This is a genomic window from Xanthomonas sp. JAI131, assembly GCF_013410075.1.
Taxonomy (GTDB): Bacteria; Pseudomonadota; Gammaproteobacteria; order Xanthomonadales; family Xanthomonadaceae; genus Xanthomonas_A; species Xanthomonas_A bonasiae.
The window spans coordinates 390,142-408,057 of the sequence record NZ_JACCCN010000005.1 but is presented as its reverse complement, the minus strand read 5'-3'; the positions used below and the strand labels follow the sequence as shown (position 1 = coordinate 408,057).

At 70.2% G+C, this 17,916-nt stretch carries 14 protein-coding genes; 4 read left to right on the top strand and 10 right to left on the bottom strand.

All coding sequences use genetic code 11. The features are described from left to right. Window positions 1-52 precede the first annotated feature (52 nt). Both HDC36_RS21325 and katG read left to right on the top strand, forming a co-directional pair. Window positions 53-3,355 (top strand): AAA family ATPase, encoded by a 3,303-nt coding sequence (locus tag HDC36_RS21325; protein ID WP_179570858.1) that lies wholly within the window; start codon window positions 53-55, stop codon window positions 3,353-3,355. Between the two features lie 312 nt (window positions 3,356-3,667). Further along, window positions 3,668-5,920, top strand: coding sequence for a catalase/peroxidase HPI (katG, locus tag HDC36_RS21320; protein WP_179570857.1), 2,253 nt, complete (start codon window positions 3,668-3,670; stop codon window positions 5,918-5,920). Between the two features lie 827 nt (window positions 5,921-6,747). On the opposite strand, the gene HDC36_RS21315 is transcribed toward katG, so the two are convergent. Together HDC36_RS21315 and HDC36_RS21310 are read right to left on the bottom strand one after the other, a co-directional pair. After that, window positions 6,748-7,155: an RNA-binding S4 domain-containing protein gene (locus HDC36_RS21315; RefSeq protein ID WP_179570856.1), complete on the bottom strand. Its 408-nt coding sequence runs from the start codon at window positions 7,153-7,155 to the stop codon at window positions 6,748-6,750. After that, the gene (locus HDC36_RS21310; protein ID WP_179570855.1) at window positions 7,148-7,432 is read right to left on the bottom strand and encodes a hypothetical protein; all 285 of its coding nucleotides are present in this window, start codon (window positions 7,430-7,432) and stop codon (window positions 7,148-7,150) included. The genes HDC36_RS21315 and HDC36_RS21310 overlap by 8 nt, the downstream gene beginning before the upstream one ends. A 254-nt stretch (window positions 7,433-7,686) precedes the next feature. Here HDC36_RS21310 and HDC36_RS21305 point away from each other — a divergent pair, with 254 nt between their 5' ends. Further along, window positions 7,687-9,147, top strand: a complete 1,461-nt coding sequence (locus HDC36_RS21305) for an MATE family efflux transporter (protein ID WP_179570854.1) — start codon at window positions 7,687-7,689, stop codon at window positions 9,145-9,147. A gap of 454 nt (window positions 9,148-9,601) precedes the next feature. Here the strand turns inward: HDC36_RS21305 and rplS are convergent, their stop codons facing one another. The 7 genes from rplS to ffh all read right to left on the bottom strand — a co-directional run bounded on the left by rplS (window position 9,602) and on the right by ffh (window position 15,398). Next, window positions 9,602-10,018 (bottom strand): 50S ribosomal protein L19, encoded by a 417-nt coding sequence (rplS, locus tag HDC36_RS21300; protein ID WP_003470862.1) that lies wholly within the window; start codon window positions 10,016-10,018, stop codon window positions 9,602-9,604. Between the two features lie 131 nt (window positions 10,019-10,149). Next, entirely contained in the window at window positions 10,150-10,932 is a 783-nt protein-coding gene (trmD, locus tag HDC36_RS21295; RefSeq protein WP_179570853.1) for a tRNA (guanosine(37)-N1)-methyltransferase TrmD, read from the bottom strand. 75 nt (window positions 10,933-11,007) lie between these two features. Then, complete coding sequence (gene rimM / locus HDC36_RS21290) at window positions 11,008-11,520, bottom strand: ribosome maturation factor RimM (protein WP_179570852.1); 513 nt, start codon at window positions 11,518-11,520, stop codon at window positions 11,008-11,010. 43 nt (window positions 11,521-11,563) lie between these two features. Next, a complete protein-coding gene (gene rpsP / locus HDC36_RS21285; RefSeq protein ID WP_179570851.1) occupies window positions 11,564-11,824 on the bottom strand; it encodes a 30S ribosomal protein S16 in 261 nt (86 codons plus the stop codon). Window positions 11,825-11,920: 96 nt separating this feature from the next. Then, on the bottom strand, window positions 11,921-12,721 hold the full coding sequence (locus HDC36_RS21280; RefSeq protein WP_179570850.1) for an aminotransferase class IV family protein: 801 nt from the start codon (window positions 12,719-12,721) through the stop codon (window positions 11,921-11,923). Continuing rightward, window positions 12,718-13,788 (bottom strand): nitronate monooxygenase, encoded by a 1,071-nt coding sequence (locus tag HDC36_RS21275; RefSeq protein ID WP_179570849.1) that lies wholly within the window; start codon window positions 13,786-13,788, stop codon window positions 12,718-12,720. Before HDC36_RS21275 ends, HDC36_RS21280 begins: the two co-directional genes overlap by 4 nt. Window positions 13,789-14,018: 230 nt before the next feature. Continuing rightward, window positions 14,019-15,398 carry a signal recognition particle protein gene (ffh, locus tag HDC36_RS21270; RefSeq protein WP_179570848.1) on the bottom strand — a complete coding sequence of 460 codons (1,380 nt, stop codon included), beginning with the start codon at window positions 15,396-15,398 and terminating at the stop codon, window positions 14,019-14,021. A gap of 253 nt (window positions 15,399-15,651) precedes the next feature. On the opposite strand from ffh, the gene ccsA reads away from it, so the two are divergent. Next, window positions 15,652-16,446: a cytochrome c biogenesis protein CcsA gene (ccsA, locus tag HDC36_RS21265; RefSeq protein WP_179570847.1), complete on the top strand. Its 795-nt coding sequence runs from the start codon at window positions 15,652-15,654 to the stop codon at window positions 16,444-16,446. Window positions 16,447-16,604: 158 nt separating this feature from the next. Here ccsA and HDC36_RS21260 read toward each other — a convergent pair whose 3' ends face one another. Further along, entirely contained in the window at window positions 16,605-17,657 is a 1,053-nt protein-coding gene (locus HDC36_RS21260) for an aldose epimerase family protein (protein ID WP_179570846.1), read from the bottom strand. Window positions 17,658-17,916: the final 259 nt, after the last annotated feature.

The following is a 17,916-nucleotide window of genomic DNA, read 5'->3' as shown; positions in this document are numbered from 1 at the left end:
ACCGCGACGTGGCCGCTTCCAACCGCATCGGTAGGCACTGAAGGAGCCTCGCTTGGAGATCTACCTGTTCGTGATCGGCGTCGTCGTGGGCGGTTTGCTGTTGCACGTCTTCAGACGCGCGGGATCGGCCGCTCCGCGCACGCCGCAGTCGGCACCCGAACCCGACCCCAAGCCGGAAGCGCCCGAAGCGCTGACCGGGGAAACCCCGGCCCAGCACCTGCAGCGATTGCGCCAGCAGGTGGAAGCGCTGGACGACCAGATCCAGAGCCCGGCCGATCTGTTGCGGATCGCACAGTTCCAGCAAGGCGCGACCCTGCTGGCCAGCGCGGAGTTCTCCGACCAGGCGGTGCTCGAAGCGCTCGGCAGCCCCGGCTACGCGCTGCCGTCGATGGCCGCGGTGGCGCTGCCGCAGCGCCGCCGCAGCGATCCGGACGCGGTGCTGGAACTGCTGCCGCACCTGGGCTCGTATCCGCTCAACTTCGTGCTCGACTACCTGCAGACGCTGCCGGACGCCGATCACCTGCATCTGCTGCTGCGCCAGGCGCGCGACTGGTGGTGGGGCTTCGTGCCGTTCCGGCAGCGCCTGCGCGGCTATCTGCACTGGGCCGCGGGCAAGGCGCCGGCGGACCGCGCGGTGGAGTTCGACGGACTGGACGACGAGGCGCTGGCCAAGCTGGCCGACACCCTCGGCCAGTTCAAGGAGCCGGTGCTGGAGCCGTTCCTGCAGCGCCTGCAGGACGCGCGCAGCCTGCGCCGCGAGCAGCGCGTGCTCGGCGGTTTCGGCCGCGTCGTCGCCACGCTGCCGCCGCGCCTGCGCCTGCGTCATCCCGCGCTGGACGCAGCGCTGCAGCGCGCCTACGAGCAGTTGGTGGCCACGCCGCCGCAGCCGGTGCTGCTGGTCGGCGAGCACGGCGTCGGCAAGAGCGTGCTGATCGATCTGCTCAGCGAACGCCTGCTGGCCGAAGGCTGGCGCGTATTCGAAGCGTCGGCGGCGGAGATCCTCGCCGGGCAGAGCTACATCGGCGAACTGGAAGGCCGCATCCGCGAGATGCTGGCGGTGCTGCACCGCGAACGCGCGTTGTGGCGCGCGCCCGACTTCTACGACCTGCTGCACAAGGGCTCGCACTCGCGCGACCCGCGCGGCATCCTCGACCTGGTGCTGCCGGCGCTGGAGCGTGGCGAATTGCGCCTGATCGGCGAGATCACGCCGCGGCAGCTGGCGCAGCTGCAGGTGGCGCGGCCGGCAACGCGCTCGCGCTTCGAAGTGGTCACGCTGGCGCCGGCCGCCCCCGCCGCGCTGGCGCAGATCGGCGAACGGTGGGCGCAGGCGCAGCGGCAGACGCTGCAGGCGGAGGTGATCGACGCGCGCACCCTGGCCGAGGCCGAACGCATGGCCGCACAGTACTTCCCCGAGCAGCACGAGCCGGGGCGGCTGCTGCAGTTGCTGGACGAGACCTTGCAGGCCGCGACCGGCGCCGAGACGCCGCGCCTGCCGATCGACGACGATGCGCTGCTGCAGGCCGTGGCCAAGCGCAGCGGCCTGCCGCTGGACGTGATCGACGATCGCCAGCGGCTGGAACTGGACGCGCTGCGCCGCTTTTTCCGCCAGCGCGTGCTCGGCCAGGACGAAGCGGTGGAGACCCTGCTCGATCGCATCGCCATGCTCAAGGCCGGCCTGGTCGACAGCCATCGCCCGATCGGCGTGTTCCTGTTCGCCGGCCCCACCGGCACCGGCAAGACCGAACTGGCCAAGGCGCTGGGCGAGCTGCTGTTCGGCAACGCCGAGCGCCTGCTGCGCCTGGACATGAGCGAATTCCAGGGCGAGGACGCGCTGTCGCGGCTCACCGGCGACGACAGCGCCGGCCAGCGCACGCTGATCGCGCGGATCCGCGAGCAGCCGTTCTCGGTGGTGTTGCTGGACGAGTTCGAGAAGGCCCACCCCAAGGTCTGGGACCTGTTCCTGCAGGTGTTCGACGACGCGCGGCTGAGCGATCGCAACGGCAACACCGCCGACTTCCGCCACAGCATCATCATCCTGACCAGCAACGTCGGCGCCACCCTCGCCCGCGGCGCCGGCCCCGGCTTCGCCACCGTCGCCGGCGGCTACTCGCGCAGCGCGGTGGAGAAGGCGGTGTACGACACCTTCCGCCGCGAGTTCATCAACCGGCTCGATCGGGTGGTGCTGTTCAACCCGCTGGACCGCGCGCTGATGCGCGAGATCCTGCACAAGGAACTCGATCGCACGCTGACCCGGCGCGGCCTGCGCAACCGCGCCTGGGCGGTGGAATGGGAGCCGTCGGCGATCGAATTCCTGCTCGATCGCGGCTTCACCCCGGACCTGGGCGCACGCCCGCTGCGCCGCGCGATCGAGCAGCACCTGCTCGCGCCGCTGGCGCGCAGCATCGTCGAACAGCGTGCGCCGGAAGGCGACCAGTTCCTGTTCGTGCGCGGTGCCGGCGATCGCCTCGACGTGCGCTTCATCGCCCCCGATGCACCCGCGTCCATGCCCGCAGCGGGCACCGTCGCCGACCCGGCGGCGCCGGCGGACCTGCGCGACATCGTCTACGCGCCGGTCACCGGCGGCGCGGCGCTGACGCGCCTGGACACGGCCCTGCACGTCCTGCACGAGGCCCACGCCGCAAGCGCATGGCGGCTGGCGCGGGAAGCGGATTTCGCCAGCATGGGCGAACCCGATTTCTGGTCGCAGCCCACCCGCTTCCAGGTGCTGGACCGGATCGAACGCCGCGACCGCATCGAAAGCGCACTGGACAGTGCCGGACGCATGCGCGCGCGGCTGGACGGCGTGCAGCGCGACGGCGAATTCGTCGCCCGCCTGGCGCAATTGCTGTGGCTGCTGCAACTGGCCAGCGACGCGCTGCAGGAGCAACGCCCGCAGGACGCGCTGCTGGACCTGCGCATCGGCGCCAGCGAACTGCACCGCCATCCCGCCGACGCGCGGCGCTGGTGGCAGCAGTTGCTGCAGATGTATCTGGCGTGGGCCGCGCAACGCAACATGCGCGTGGAGGTGCTGCAGCAGGATCCGGAGCAGGGCCGCGCCTGGCTGGCGATCGCCGGCTTCGGCGCGCTGGATCTGCTGCAACCGGAGACCGGCCTGCACGTGCAGGAACAGGACGCCGACGAACCGGCGCTGCGCCGGCTCAGCGCACAGGTGCGGGTCGCGCCGGACCTGCCCGGACAGGCCCGGCGCGCGTCGGATGCCGACGACGAACTGCGCGTGTGCCGCCGCTACCGCATCGCGCCGGCGCCGCTGGTGCGCGACAGCGTGCGCGGTTGGCGCAGCGGCCGGCTGGAGCGCGTGCTGGGCGGCGATTTCGACGTGATGCCCAGCGCCTGAACCGCGCTGGCGGCGGCGCACGCCGCTCCCAGACAGCGCGCGCGGCATGCGCCACGATCGCCGCGCCGCGCCCCGCCTTGCGATTGTCGTTCCCTATCGAATCATTTCGATCAATCAATTTTATAAAGAATTCAGCCACCGATAGTCTGCACCTACCGAATCAGCCCGAGCCCGCCATGCGCCAGCCCAGTGATCGCCTCTTCCGCATTGCGCCGACGCATCGCTAACGCGACCCCGCTTTCCGACACCCGCCCCATCCCCAGCGACCGCCAGGCCCACAGGCGCGTCCCTTGCGCACGAAGGTAGAGACCGATGAACACCGAAGCCAAATGCCCGTTCAACCACAGCGCCGCCGCCGAAGGCACCACCAACAAGGACTGGTGGCCCAAGCAATTGCGCGTGGACCTGCTCAGCCAGCATTCGTCCAGATCCAACCCGCTGGGCGAGACGTTCGATTACGCCAAGGCCTTCAACGCGCTCGACCTGCAGGCGCTGAAGCGGGACCTGCACGCGTTGATGACCGATTCGCAGGACTGGTGGCCGGCCGATTTCGGCCATTACGGCCCGTTGTTCATCCGCATGGCCTGGCATAGCGCCGGCACCTATCGCACCGGCGATGGCCGTGGCGGCGGCGGCCGCGGCCAGCAACGCTTCGCCCCGCTCAACAGCTGGCCGGACAACGTCAGCCTGGACAAGGCGCGGCGCCTGCTGTGGCCGATCAAGCAGAAGTACGGGCAGGCCATTTCCTGGGCCGACCTGATGATCCTCACCGGCAACGTCGCGCTGGAATCGATGGGCTTCAAGACCTTCGGTTTCGCCGGCGGCCGCGAAGACACCTGGGAGCCGGACCAGGACGTGTACTGGGGCCGCGAGACCACCTGGCTGGGCGGCGACGTGCGCTATGCGCACGGCTCGGACGGCGTGGACAAGGCCGGCGGCGTACTGGTCTCCGACGACGACGCCGATGGCGACGTGCACACGCGCGATCTGGAGAACCCGCTGGCCGCGGTGCAGATGGGCCTGATCTACGTCAATCCGGAAGGCCCGGACGGCAATCCGGATCCGCTGCTCGCCGCCAAGGACATCCGCGACACCTTCGCGCGCATGGCGATGAACGACGAAGAGACGGTCGCGCTGATCGCCGGCGGCCACACCTTCGGCAAGACCCACGGCGCCGGCCCGGCCGACCACGTCGGCGCCGAACCGGAAGCCAGCGACCTGGGCGCGCAGGGCCTGGGCTGGCACAACAGCTTCGGCAGCGGCAAGGGCGGCGACACCATCACCAGCGGCCTGGAGGTCACCTGGACCACCACCCCGGCGCAGTGGAGCCACGATTTCTTCGAACACCTGTTCAAGTTCGAGTGGGAGCTGAGCAAGAGCCCGGCCGGCGCGCACCAGTGGGTGGCGAAGAATGCCGAGGCGCTGATCCCGGACGCGCACGATGCGTCGAAGAAGCATCTGCCGACCATGCTCACCACCGACCTGGCGCTGCGCTTCGATCCGGCCTACGCCGCGATCTCGCGCCGCTTCCTGGAACACCCCGAGCAGTTCGCCGATGCCTTCGCCCGCGCCTGGTTCAAGCTGACCCACCGCGACATGGGTCCGCGTGCGCGCTACCTGGGTCCCGAGGTGCCGGCCGAAGAACTGGTCTGGCAGGATCCGATCCCCGCGCTGGACCACGCGCTGGTCGATGCGCAGGACATCGCCACCCTGAAGCAGACGCTGCTCGGTTCGGGCCTGAGCATCACCCAACTGGTGTCCACTGCATGGGCCTCGGCCTCCACCTTCCGCGGCTCGGACAAGCGCGGCGGCGCCAACGGCGCGCGCATCCGCCTGGCCCCGCAGAAGGACTGGGAGGTCAACCAGCCGGAACAGCTGGCGCAGGTCCTGTCGGTGCTGGAGCGCATCCAGGCGCAGTTCAACGGCGCGCAGAGCGGCGGCAAGAAGATCTCGCTGGCCGACCTGATCGTGCTCGGCGGCGCGGCTGCGGTCGAGCAGGCTGCGAAGAACGCGGGGCAGACCCTGACCGTGCCGTTCGTGCCGGGGCGCATGGACGCCACGCAGGCGCAGACCGACGTCGAATCGTTCGCCGTGCTCGAACCGGCTGCAGACGGCTTCCGCAACTACAGCAAGCGCCGCTACGCGGTCTCCGCCGAAGCGCTGCTGATCGACAAGGCGCAGCTGCTGACCCTGACCGCGCCGGAGATGACCGTGCTGGTCGGCGGCCTGCGCGTGCTCGGCGCCAATGTCGGGCAGTCGGCGCATGGCGTGTTCACCAAGCGCACCGACACGCTGAGCAACGACTTCTTCGCCAACCTGCTGGACATGGGGATCGAGTGGAAGGCGACTTCGGACACCAAGGAACTGTACGCGGGCCGCGATCGCACCAGCGGCGAGCAAACGTGGACCGGCACGCGCGTGGATCTGGTGTTCGGCTCCAACTCGATCCTGCGTGCGCTGGCCGAGGTGTATGCCAGCGCCGATGCGCAGGAGAAGTTCGTGCGGGACTTCGTCGCGGCCTGGAGCAAGGTGATGCAGCTGGACCGTTTCGATCTGGCGGCATGAGATCGAGGGCCTGCCCGGTGCATTGGGCAGGCTGCTGATCGGTCAGGCCTGCCCGGATGATCCGGAGCGGGTCGGCGGACGCAGTTGCTGCACTGCGCGGCCTATGTAAAAAACGCCCCGGCTTGCCGGGGCGTTTGCGTGAGCGTCATGACATAGGCATCGCGACGCCAAGGCTGATGCAAGTCGGTCGTTGAAAGTGACTCGGGGTCTCGGGCCCTCAATCCCACGCTACCCGACACCGACAGGTCACCGCTTCGTTCGTCGCGACTGAAGTCGCTCCCACAGGGACTCGCGGCACGTTGGCTGTTGCGCTGTTGTGAGACTTCGAGTGGCCTTGGGCCATCTGCCCCGCCCGGCCTGACCAATCAGGTTCACCACGTTGTTTGTCGCGGCTGAAGCCGCTCCTACAGGGACTCCGCGGCGTGCCGGCTGGGTGCACTGTAGGAGGGACTTCAGTCCCGACATTCTCCGACACCGATCGGTCCACCGCTTCGCTCGTCGCGGCTGAAGCCGCTCCTACAGGAACTCCGCGGCGCGCCAGCTGGGTGCACTGTAGGAGGGACTTCAGTCCCGACACTCTCCGACACCGATCGGTCCACCGCTTCGCTCGTCGCGGCTGAAGCCGCTCCTACAGGAACTCCGCGGCACGCTGGCTGGGTGCACTGTAGGAGGGACTTCAGTCCCGACTGCACGATGCGTGGGAAAGCACCCCAGCCGGCGAAAGCGAGCGAGGGGCCGCGGGCATCGAGCGGAGCGCGGCGCATCTGCCCAGCGCACGTTGGCCCGCGTCGTCGCGTCTTCGGAAACGACCGTCCCCGTCAAAGCCCCTACAACGCGTCCAGATCGCCCAGCGCGCGGATCAACCGCCGCGCACGCTTGTCCGGCTTGCCCTCGGGCGCCTGGTAGCCGTTGCGTTCGGCGCTGCGTTGCGCGCGTTGCTGCGCGCGCCGCTCGCGCGAGGCCTCGCTCTCCTGGTACAGCGTCTGCGCGACGCTGGCCGGGCCGCGGTCGTCGCTGAGCGCCAGCACCTGGATCTCGAACACCTCCTCGCCGCGCTCCACGCGCAACTGCTCGCCCACGCGCACCGCGCGCGAGGATTTCGGCCGCTGCCCGGCCACGTCGACCTTGCCGGTCTCCACCGCCTGCTTGGCCACGCTGCGGGTCTTGAAGAAGCGTGCGGCCCACAGCCAGACATCCAGTCGGACCACACTCGGTTGCGCTAGCGGTTCATTCATCGCGTTTACGGAAATCCACGTTCATCGGTCGATCGTCGCGTCGCTCGCCGGACCACTGAAGCGACTCCTGCGGATGGCAGCGCTGCTGGCGCTGGCTGGCGGCCAGGCCGTCGGCGCGGCGCGGGAGCGCACTGGCGTCCTCGCCGACCAGGCATTCCGGGCGCTCGCCCGGTCGCAGGTCGGCATCGTCCCGGCGCGCGTTGTCGGCACAAGCGGCCAGTGCCAGCGCCAGCGCGCTGCATCCGATCCACTGCAGATTGCGGCGCGATCGCGGCATTGCAAGTTCCTCCGGTGAGTGCTGCGCCGACAGCCTGCGCCCAGGCCTGAAACTGCACCGCAAGGCCCGGCCGCGTGCGCCTGCACCGCCGACGGGCCGGCGCACCATCGGCGGGCGGCGATCGCCGCTTCAGCATCGACGCCTTTAGTCTAGGACGTTCGCCGCCGCGCCACATCTGCCATGCGTCGCCTCCCCGGGGTCGCGCGCAGGTGCTAGTGTGCGCGGCTTCCCGCTCCCGTCCCTGCAGGCAAGCGATGGCCAAGCCCGCCACCCTCACCGAAGGCCCGATCGGCCGGCAGTTGCTGCTGTTCGCGCTGCCGATCCTGGCCGGCAACATCGCGCAGTCGCTGAACGGGTCGGTCAACGCGATCTGGGTGGGCCGCTACCTCGGCGAGGCGGCGCTGACCGCGGCGGCCAACGCCAACAGCATCATGTTCTTCCTGATCGGCTCGGTGTTCGGCATCGGCATGGCCGCCACCATCCTGATCGGCCAGGCGATGGGCCGCGGCGACGTGGTCCAGGCGCGGCGGGTGATGGGCACCAGCGCCACGTTCTTCATCGGCATCTCGGTGCTGATCGCGGCCGGCGGCTGGTGGCTGGCGCGGCACCTGCTCGCGGCGATGGGCACCCCGGCCGCCTCGCTGCCGCTGGCCGAGGCCTATCTGCGAGTGATCTTCCTGGCGATGCCGCTGCTGTACGCGTTCGCGTTCCTGTCGGCTGCGCTGCGCGGCACCGGCGACTCGCGCACCCCGTTCCGCTTCCTGCTGCTGTCGGTGGCGCTGGATATCGGCTTCAATCCGCTGCTGCTGTTCGGGTTGGGGCCGTTCCCGAAGCTGGGCATCGCCGGCGCCGCCTGGGCCACGCTGATCGCCCAGGCCATCGCCCTGGGCGGCCTGCTGCTGTACCTGCGGCACAAGCGCCATGTGCTGTGGCTGGGCCGGCAGGACGCGCGGCTGTTCCGCATCGACCCGACGATCCTGCGCGCGCTGGTGGTCAAGGGCGTGCCGATGGGCCTGCAGATGGTGCTGATCTCGCTGGCGATGATCGTGATGATCTCGATGGTCAACGGCTACGGCACCGATACCTCGGCCGCCTACGGCGCGGCGATGCAACTGTGGACGTACGTGCAGATGCCGGCGATGGCGATCGGCGCGGCCTGTTCGTCGATGGCCGCGCAGAACGTCGGCGCGCAGCGCTGGGACCGGGTCGCGGCGACCGCGCGGCAGGGCGTGCTGTTCAACTTCCTGCTGACCGGCGCGCTGATCGCGCCGCTGATCCTGCTCGATCGCTGGACCCTGGCGCTGTTCCTGCCGCCGCACAGCGCGGCGCTGGAGATCGCGCGCCACCTCAACCACATCGCGGTGTGGTCGTTCCTGTTCTTCGGCGTGACCTTCGTGATCTCCGGCGTGGTCCGTGCCACCGGCGCGGTGATGCCGCCGCTGCTGATCCTGGCGCTGGCGCTGTGGGGCATCCGCGTGCCGTTCGCGCAGTTGCTGCAGCCGCAGTTCGGCGCCGATGCGGTGTGGTGGAGCTTCCCGACCAGTTCGATCTGCGCGATGGCCTTGTCGCTGGCCTATTACCGCTGGGGCAACTGGCGCAAGGCGCAGATGCTGAGCCAGCCGCGCCCCGAGGAAATGGCGCATCCGGCGGAAGTGCCGGCGGCGCCGCCGGCCGCGGTCGCGGACGTGTCGATCGTGCAGGAGCCGGCGCGCTGAGCCTGCGCGCCCGCGTTTCGATCGAGGCGATCGCCTGTGGGAGCGGCCTCGATGGCGACGGGATTTCCCGGGAAGTCCCGTCGCGACTGAAGTCGCTCCCACATGCCGCCTTCGACGGCTCCGGGAAGCGCGCTCACTCCGCCTCGGCCGAAGCGGCATCGAGAGAACGCCGTCGGGGCTGAAGCCGCCGACGCGCTGGCCACGCGAATGGTCCGCGGCTTCGCTCGGTCGCGGTTGAAACCGCTCCTACAGGATTTGCGGCTGGCCTGCTGGGTGCGCTGCGGCAGGAGCCTTCGCCCCCGACCGGAAATCCCCAGCCCGCGTCATGCCGAGCGCAAGCCCGACATATCGAGCGCAGCGGCGCAGCCACGCGCCATCGCAGCCACACCGCCGCCCAAACGCAAACGGCCGCCCGAAGGCGGCCGTCGCGGCAGCGACCGAAGTCGCCGGGGGATTACTCGGCCTTGGCGGCGGCCGCAGCGGCCTGACGCGCGACCTTGGCCTGTGCAGCGGCGGCCAGATCTTCCTTGATGCGGGCGGCCTTGCCTTCCAGGCCACGCAGGTAGTACAGCTTGCCGGCGCGGACCTTGCCGCGGCGCTTCACTTCGACCGAGTCGATGATGGCGCTGTGGCTCTGGAACACGCGCTCCACGCCGAAGCCGTGGGAGATCTTGCGCACGGTGAACGAGGAGTTCAGGCCGGCGTTCTTGGTGCCGATCACCACGCCTTCGTAGGCCTGGACGCGCTCGCGGTTGCCTTCCTTCACCTTGACGTTGACGACGATGGTGTCGCCCTGGTTGAACTCCGGCAGCTTGCGCTGGATCTGGGCGGCTTCGAAGTCGGCCAGGATGGTCTTGTTGAGCTTGCTCATGGTGGGCACCGCTTGTGTCTGGTGAGGTGGTCCGGCAGTCGCCGCACGGCGATTGCGCGATATACGGATGGGCCAAGCGCAGATGGCTAGGCCGGAAAGCCGGGCATTTTAACCCAGTCGTGCCGCCATGGCTAGGGCTTGGATGGATTTTCCTGCACGGGGGCCGGATCGGCCTGCAGGCCCTGGCGGAATTCTTCCAGCAGGCGGCGGTCGGCCGCGCTCAGCGCCGCCTCGTCCAGCAGGTCCGGGCGCCGCAGCCAGGTCCGGCCCAGAGCCTGCATGCGCCGCCAGCGCGCGATCGCGGCATGGTTGCCGGAGCGCAGGATGGCCGGCACCTCGCCCAGCGCGTGCTCGCGCGGATGGGTGTAGTGCGGGCAGTCGAGCAGCCCGTCCGGGCCTTCGAAGCTGTCCTGGGCGGCGGACTCGGCATCGTTCAGCGCGCCCTCCTGCAACCGGGTCACCGCATCGACCAGCACTGCGGCAGCCAGCTCGCCGCCGGACAGCACGTAGTCGCCGATCGAGATCTCCTCGTCCACCGCCGCGGCGACGAAGCGCTCGTCCACCCCCTCGTAGCGTCCGCACAGCAGCACCAGCCGCGGCAAGGCCGCCAGCTGGCGGGCCTTGGCCTGGGTCAGCGGCGCGCCCTGCGGGCTCAGGTAGATGACCGGCGCCGGTTGCGGGTCGGCCTCGCGCACCGCCTGCAGGCAGGCCTGCAGCGGCTCGATCATCATCACCATGCCCGGACCGCCGCCGAACGGGCGGTCGTCCACCTTGCGGTAGCCGCCGGTGGCATAGTCGCGCGGATTCCAGCCGTGCAGCGCCAGCAGCGCGCGCTCCTGCGCACGCCCGACCACGCCGAACGCGGCGCACTGGGCGACGAATTCGGGGAACAGGCTGATGACGTCGATGCGCATGGGGCGGGGATTGGGGAGTCGGGATTGGGGATTGGTCAGAGCAACGGCCACAGCAGGCGCATGCGCCTGCCTCGCTCAGAACTCGGGGTCCCAGTCGACCACGATCAGGTTGGCCTCGAAATCCACCGACTTGACGTAGTCCGGCTGCACGAACGGCAGCAGCCGCTCGCGGTCGCCGCGCACCACCAGCACGTCGTTGGCGCCGTTGGAGAACAGGTGCGAGACCTGGCCCAGGGCCACGCCGTCGACGGTGCGCACGTCCAGGCCTTCCAGGTCCACCCAGTAGTATTCGTCGGGCTTGGGCGGCGGCAGGGTGTCGCGCGCCACGTAGATCTCGGTGCCGCGCAGCGCCTCGACCGCATCGCGATCGGTGACGTCGGGCAAGGTGACCACCAGATGCTTGCTGGATTCGCGGCCGCGCACCCCGCTGAGGGTGCTTTCGCTGCCGTCGGGCTTGCGCACGATCCAGGGCTGGTAGCGAAAAATGGCGAGGCGTGGCTCGGTCCACGACTCGAGCTTGGCCTCGCCACGTACGCCGAAGGCGCCCAGGATCCTGCCCAGCAGGATACGGCGCTGGCTGTCTTTCATGGGTGCAAAAACCGAAGGGCCGCGCCAGGCGCGGCCCGCAGGATCAGGCCGCGGTGGCCTGGGCCTTGGTCGCTTCCTTGTACAGGTTGCGCACCTTGTCGGTCAGCTGCGCGCCATTGGACACCCAATGGTCAACGCGCGGCAGGTCGAGCACGATACGCGGCTCGGCGCCCTGCGCGACCGGGTTGTAATAGCCCAGGCGCTCGATGTTGCGGCCGTCGCGCGCGCTGCGCACGTCGGTGACGATGATGTGGTAGAAGGGGCGCTTCTTGGCGCCGCCACGGGTAAGGCGAATCTTGACCATGGTGAGTTTTCCGGTGTTGCCCAGTCGCCAGGATGGCGCGGTAAGCCGGCGATTATAGCGGGCGCGCGGAACGCTGCCAAGTCGCCCCCAGACCGGTCAGATGGCTTGCCAGGCCTGGGTCTCGACAGCGGCGTTCAGTATCCGCAACAGCTCCGCGGCCGGCCCCAGCGCCTGCCCGTCCACCGCGGCGATGGCCTGCTGGCCGCGCGCATTGCAGGCGAAGGCGGCGGCACACCCGGCCAGTTCGCGCAGGTGCAGCGGCCGCACCTGCTGGGCGATGCCGAGCTTGGCCAGGCCGGCCTGCAGCAACCGCTCCTGGGTGCCGCGCAGGGCCGGCGCCTGCGGCCACACCACGCCCTGCCCGTCCCACGCACCCAGGTTCCAGATCGACCCCTCGGCAACCAGCCCTTGCGCGCCGACGAACAGCGCATCGTCGAAGCCGGCCTGCAGCGCCAGCCGGCGTTGGTGGAACAAGGCGAACGTGCCGGCGTGCTTGATCTGCGGCAGTTCGCGCGCGAACACCGCGCTGCGCAGCCGCAAGGGCGTGGCATCCGCCTGCGCGGGCGCAGCCAGCGAGACCAGCAGTTCCGGCGTGCAGGCCGCATCGGCGCGGCGAAAATCGAAGTCGCGGGCGAACACGCTGGCGCGCAGCGACGCATCGCCGCTGCCGAATGCCTGCAGCGCCGCGCGCAGTTCGGCGCGGATCCGGGCGGCCGGCAGTTCGCTGCCGAACAGCGTGCGGGTGGCCTCATCGAGCCGCCGCAGATGCAGATCGAAGCCGCGCACCGCGCCGTCGCGGACCTGCATCGTGCTGAAGTGGCCGTAGTTGACCAGCGCCGGCGCGGCCAATGCCTCCGCGCTCGCCGGCCGTCCGTTGCAGAACAGCCTCGCGCTCACAGCAGCGCCTGCGCCTGGTCCCACCAGCGCTCGAGCAGCGTCGCCGCCGGCTGCGCCGGCGCCATCCACGCCGACTGCCCGGCCCAGGCCTGCATCGCCGCCAGGCGGCCTTCGCGCACCGCGGCCTGGCGCATCGGCGCGGTCAGCCCGCGCTGCACCGGGTAGGGCCGCGGCGACGGCGCCGTCGGCTCGGCGGCGGCGCGCACGTAGTCGGTGGCCAGCGCGCGGCCGAGGCGGCCGGAAAAGGCGCGGGTCGGCACGGTCTGTTCCGGCTCGGCGCGTGCCAGCGCCTCGGCCCAGGCTGGCGCCAGCGCCGCCTCCGGGGTGCGCAGGAAGGCGGTGCCGATCTGTACCGCGCTGGCCCCCAGGGTCAGCGCCGCAGCGATGCCGCGGCCATCGGCGATGCCGCCGGCGGCGATCACCGGCACGTCCAGCCGATCGGCCAACCGCGGCAGCAACGCGAACAGCCCGGTCAGCTGCTGCTCGGCGCGCGCCGCATCGAACGCGCCGCGGTGGCCGCCGGCCTCCGCGCCCTGCGCGACCACCGCATCGGCGCCGGCCACCTGCGCCGCCAGCGCCTCGTCCAGCGTGGTGGCACAGGCGAACCAGGCGATGCCGGCCTGCTTCAGCTGCGCGACGAAGGCCGGCGGGAACAGGCCCATGATCGAGGACGCCACCGCGGGACGCGCGTCCAGCAGCGCGGCGCATTGCGCGTCGAAATCGGCTGGACCGGCATCGCCGTCGGCAGCCTCGACCTGCGGCCCCCACTGCGCGAGGAACGCGCGCGTGGCCGCCTCGGCGGCGGCGTCGCGCAGCGGCGGCGGATCCGGCACCCACAGGTTGACCTGCGCCGGCCCGTCGCTGTCGCGCCGAAACGCGTCCATCCAGGCGCCGATGTCCGCGACCGAGGACAGCACCGCACCCATCGCACCCATGCCGCCGGCCTGCGCGACCGCCACCGACAACGGCACCGGGCAGGCGCCGGCCATCGGCGCCAGCAGGATCGGCACGCGCAAGCCGAAGCGTGAGCAGAACGCGGTCACGCGGTGTTGCAGCGAATCGTTCATGGCGGGTCGATGCCGCGGTGGCGGCTGGCGGATAGCGCAGCGGATGATATCGCCAGTTTCCGTGTAGCGGCTGCGGGGTGCGGTAGGCACGGGATGCGCGGGGCGAAGGCTGCACACGCATGAATGACCAGGGGCTGCACCCTTAGCTTCTGCATGCATTGCGAGGTGGCTTCGCCCCGACCCTCACCCCAACCCCTCTCCCGGTGGGAGAGGGGCTTTAGTGCCGCGGCTCAGCGGAACGGCAGGCCGCCGCGTCCGCCCATGCCGCCCATCATGCCCTTCATGCCGCGCATCAGGCCCTTCATGCCGCCGCCGGCCATCTTCGACATCATCTTTTCCATTTGCTGGAACTGCTTCATCAGCTTGTTGACGTCGGCCGGCTGGGTGCCGGAACCGCGCGCGATGCGGGCGCGGCGCGAACCGTTGAGCAGGGTCGGATTGCGCCGCTCCTTCTTGGTCATCGAGCCGATGATCGCGATCATCCGCGGCACGTCCTTGTTGCCGGCGACCTGCTGCTTGAGGTGCTCGGGGATCTGGCCCATGCCCGGCAGCTTGTCCATCAGCCCGGAAATGCCGCCCATGTTCTGCATCTGCTCGAGCTGGTCGCGCATGTCGTTGAGGTCGAACTTCTTGCCCTTGGCGACCTTCTCGGCCAGCTTCTGCGCCTTGTCCTTGTCGACCTGGTGCTCGACCTGCTCGACCAGCGACAGCACGTCGCCCATGTCCAGGATGCGGCTGGCCAGGCGGTCGGGATGGAACACGTCCAGGCCGTCGGGCTTCTCGCCCACGCCGATGAACTTGATCGGCTTGCCGGTGATGTAGCGCACGCTCAGCGCGGCGCCGCCGCGGGCATCGCCGTCGGTCTTGGTCAGCACCACGCCGGTCAGCGGCAGCGCCTCGCTGAACGCCTTGGCGGTGTTGGCCGCGTCCTGGCCGGTCATCGCATCGACCACGAACAGGGTTTCGGCCGGGTTGATCGCGGCGTGCAGCGCCTTGATCTCGGTCATCATCGCCGCGTCGATGGCGAGGCGGCCGGCGGTGTCGACCAGCAGCACGTCGACGAAGGACTTGCGCGCGTCGGCGATCGCGGCGCGGACGATGTCCACCGGCTGCTGCGAGGCCTCGGACGGGAAGAACAGCACCCCGACCTGCTCGGCCAGCGTCTTGAGCTGCTCGATCGCGGCCGGACGGTAGACGTCGGCGGAGACCACCATCACCTTCTTCTTGCGCTTTTCCTTCAGGTGCTTGGCCAGCTTGCCGACCGTGGTGGTCTTGCCCGCGCCCTGCAGGCCGGCCATCAGCACGATCGCCGGCGCCGGTACGTTGAGGTTGAGGTCGCTGGCGGCCGAGCCCATCACCGTGGTCAGCTCGTCGCGCACGACCTTGATCAGCGCCTGGCCCGGGGTCAGGCTCTTGAGCACTTCCTGGCCGACCGCGCGCACCTTGATGCGTTCGATCAGCGCCTGCACCACCGGCAGCGCGACGTCGGCCTCGAGCAGCGCGATGCGCACTTCGCGGGTGGCTTCGCGGATGTTCTCCTCGGTCAGGCGGCCGCGGCCGCGCAGGCGCTGCATGGTGCCGGAGAGGCGTTGGGTGAGGGATTCGAACATGCGGGCGGGTCGCAGACGGGAAACGGTCGTCGATTATAGCCGCGCCGGCCGGCGATCCCGGAGCCGGCCCCGGCTCGGGCCCGTAGCGGCATCGGCAGGCCGCCCCCGCCCTGGTGCCGCCGCCTGCCGGCTTCCTCGTGGTGCCGCCGATGCCGCCGCGCATGGCGCGCTGCCGTGGGCGCGGCGCGAGCGGGTGCGTCCGATCGACCGGGCCGCCGCCACGAGCGCAGGCCCGATATGCGAAACTGGCGCGATGCTCCTGATCCTCGTCGCGACCCTGCTGTACCTGACCGCTACCGGCCTGCTGGTCGGCTCGGTGGTGCGCGACCGGGTCGAGCGCAGCCGCGGCTGGCTGTGGGCGGCGCTGCCGGCGGTGGCGCTGCATGCGGGCTACCACGTGCAGGTGGCGTTGCACACCGCCGGCGGGCCGGACATGCACTTCTTCGCCGCGCTGTCGCTGGTCAGCCTGGGCATGGCGCTGATGACCGCGCTGGTCGGCGCCAGCGGGCGCATGGCGGCGCTGGGCGTGGTGGTGTTTCCGCTGTCGGCGGCGCTGCTGCTGGCCTACCACTCGCACGGCCACGAGCCGGCGCCGGTGCTGGACTGGCGGCTGCAGCTGCATGCATGGATGGCGCTGCTGGCCTACGCCACGCTGGGCATCGCCGCGCTGCTGGCGGTAATGCTGTGGCTGCAGGAGCGCGCGCTGCGCCGTCGCGACTTCCATCCGTGGCTGCGCGCGCTGCCGCCGCTGACCGCGCTGGAGACGCTGCTGTTTCGCACCATCGTGGTCGGCTTCATCCTGCTGACCCTGACCCTGCTGACCGGGGTGCTGTTCGTGCAGGATTTCCTGGCGCAGCGGCTGGTGCAGAAGACCGTGCTCAGCGTGCTGTCGTGGATCGTGTTCGGCGCGCTGCTGTTCGGTCGCTGGCGCTACGGCTGGCGCGGCATCAAGGCGGTGCACTGGACCCTGGCGGCGATGCTGTTGCTGCTGCTGGCGTTCTTCGGCAGCAAGTTCGTCATCGAACTGGTGCTCGGGCATCCGCAGTAGCGGCTGCGTGTCGGCATTGGGGGATGCAATGTCTCCCCTGTAGGAGCGGCTTCAGCCGCGACGCCGGCGCCGAGGAAATGTCGGTTGCGGAAACGATCTGTCGCGACTGAAGCCGCTCCTACAGGGCGCGCTGCCTGCCGGCAGCTCTGCATCACACCTCAATCGGCCAATGCCGCCTCCACCGCGACCCAATCGGCATGCGCGCCGACCTCGGCGAAGCGGTATTCGATGCGGTGCCGGTAGACCTGGCCGGGACGCAGAATGGTGTCGGGGAAGCCCGGCTGGTTCGGCGCATCCGGATAGCCCTGCGGCTCCAGGCACACGCCGCGGCCCAGGCCCGGATGCTGGCGATCCAGCCAGTGCCCTTCGTACAGTTGCAGCGCCGGCATCGCGCTGGCGATGCGCATGGCCACGCCGCTGTGCGGCGAATACAGGATGGCGCTGCAGTCGCGCGGCTCGGCCAGCACCAGGCAATGGTCGTAGCCGCCGCTCAGGCGCAACTGCGGATCGGCCGCGCCGCCCTTGTCGGCGATCGCGCGCGGACGGCGGAAGTCGAACGGCGTGCCGGCCACCGCGGCGACCTCGCCGGTCGGCAGCAACGCCGCGTCGGCCACCGGCAGGTAGCGGTCGGCCGGCACGCGCAGCCACTGCGCGGCGGCCGCCACGCCGGCATCCCCGGCCAGGTTGAAGTACGGATGATGGGTGAGATTGAGCGGGGTCGGCGCATCGGTCTGCGCAGCGAACTGCAGTTCCAGGGTGCGCCCGTGCACGCTGAACTCGGCGCTGACCTGCACGTTGCCCGGATAGCCTTCCTCGCCGGCCGGCGAGTCGTAGCGCAACTGCAGGCTGCGCTCGGACTGCGCCTGCACCGACCACACCCGGCGCCCGAATCCGCACGCGCCGCCATGCAGATGATTGGCGCCTTCGTTGGCGGTGACCGCGTAGCGCTGCCCGTCCACGCTGAACGCCGACCCGGCGATGCGGTTGCCGAAGCGGCCGACCAGCACGCCGAGATAGGCCGGGTCGTGCAGGTACGCGTCCAGCGTCGGCAGCCCGAGGACCAGTTCGGTGCGGCCGCGCGCAGTCTCCAGGCTCAAGCCGCGCAGCAGGCCGCCATAGGTCAGCACTTCCGCGCGCAAGCCGGCGCCGCTGTCCAGGAGCAAGCGTTGGATGGCGGTACCGTCGGGAAGCTGGCCGAAGATCGATGACATGCGGGGTCCTTTGTAGGCGCGTGCGGAGTCCACGCGTGCCGCGCAGCATAACCAGCGCGGCCGCTCGCAAGCCATCGCCGCGCAGGTTGGTGCATCGATGCACCACGCCACATGCTTGCGACTGCGATCACGCGCCACGGCGAGATGGGTGCGAGGCGCACTCCATGCACGATCTGCGGCATCGCATCATTGCAATCCCCATATCGATACGCCGATTTAAATCATTGGTCGGCTATCTGTCGCTCGCCTATCCTCGATG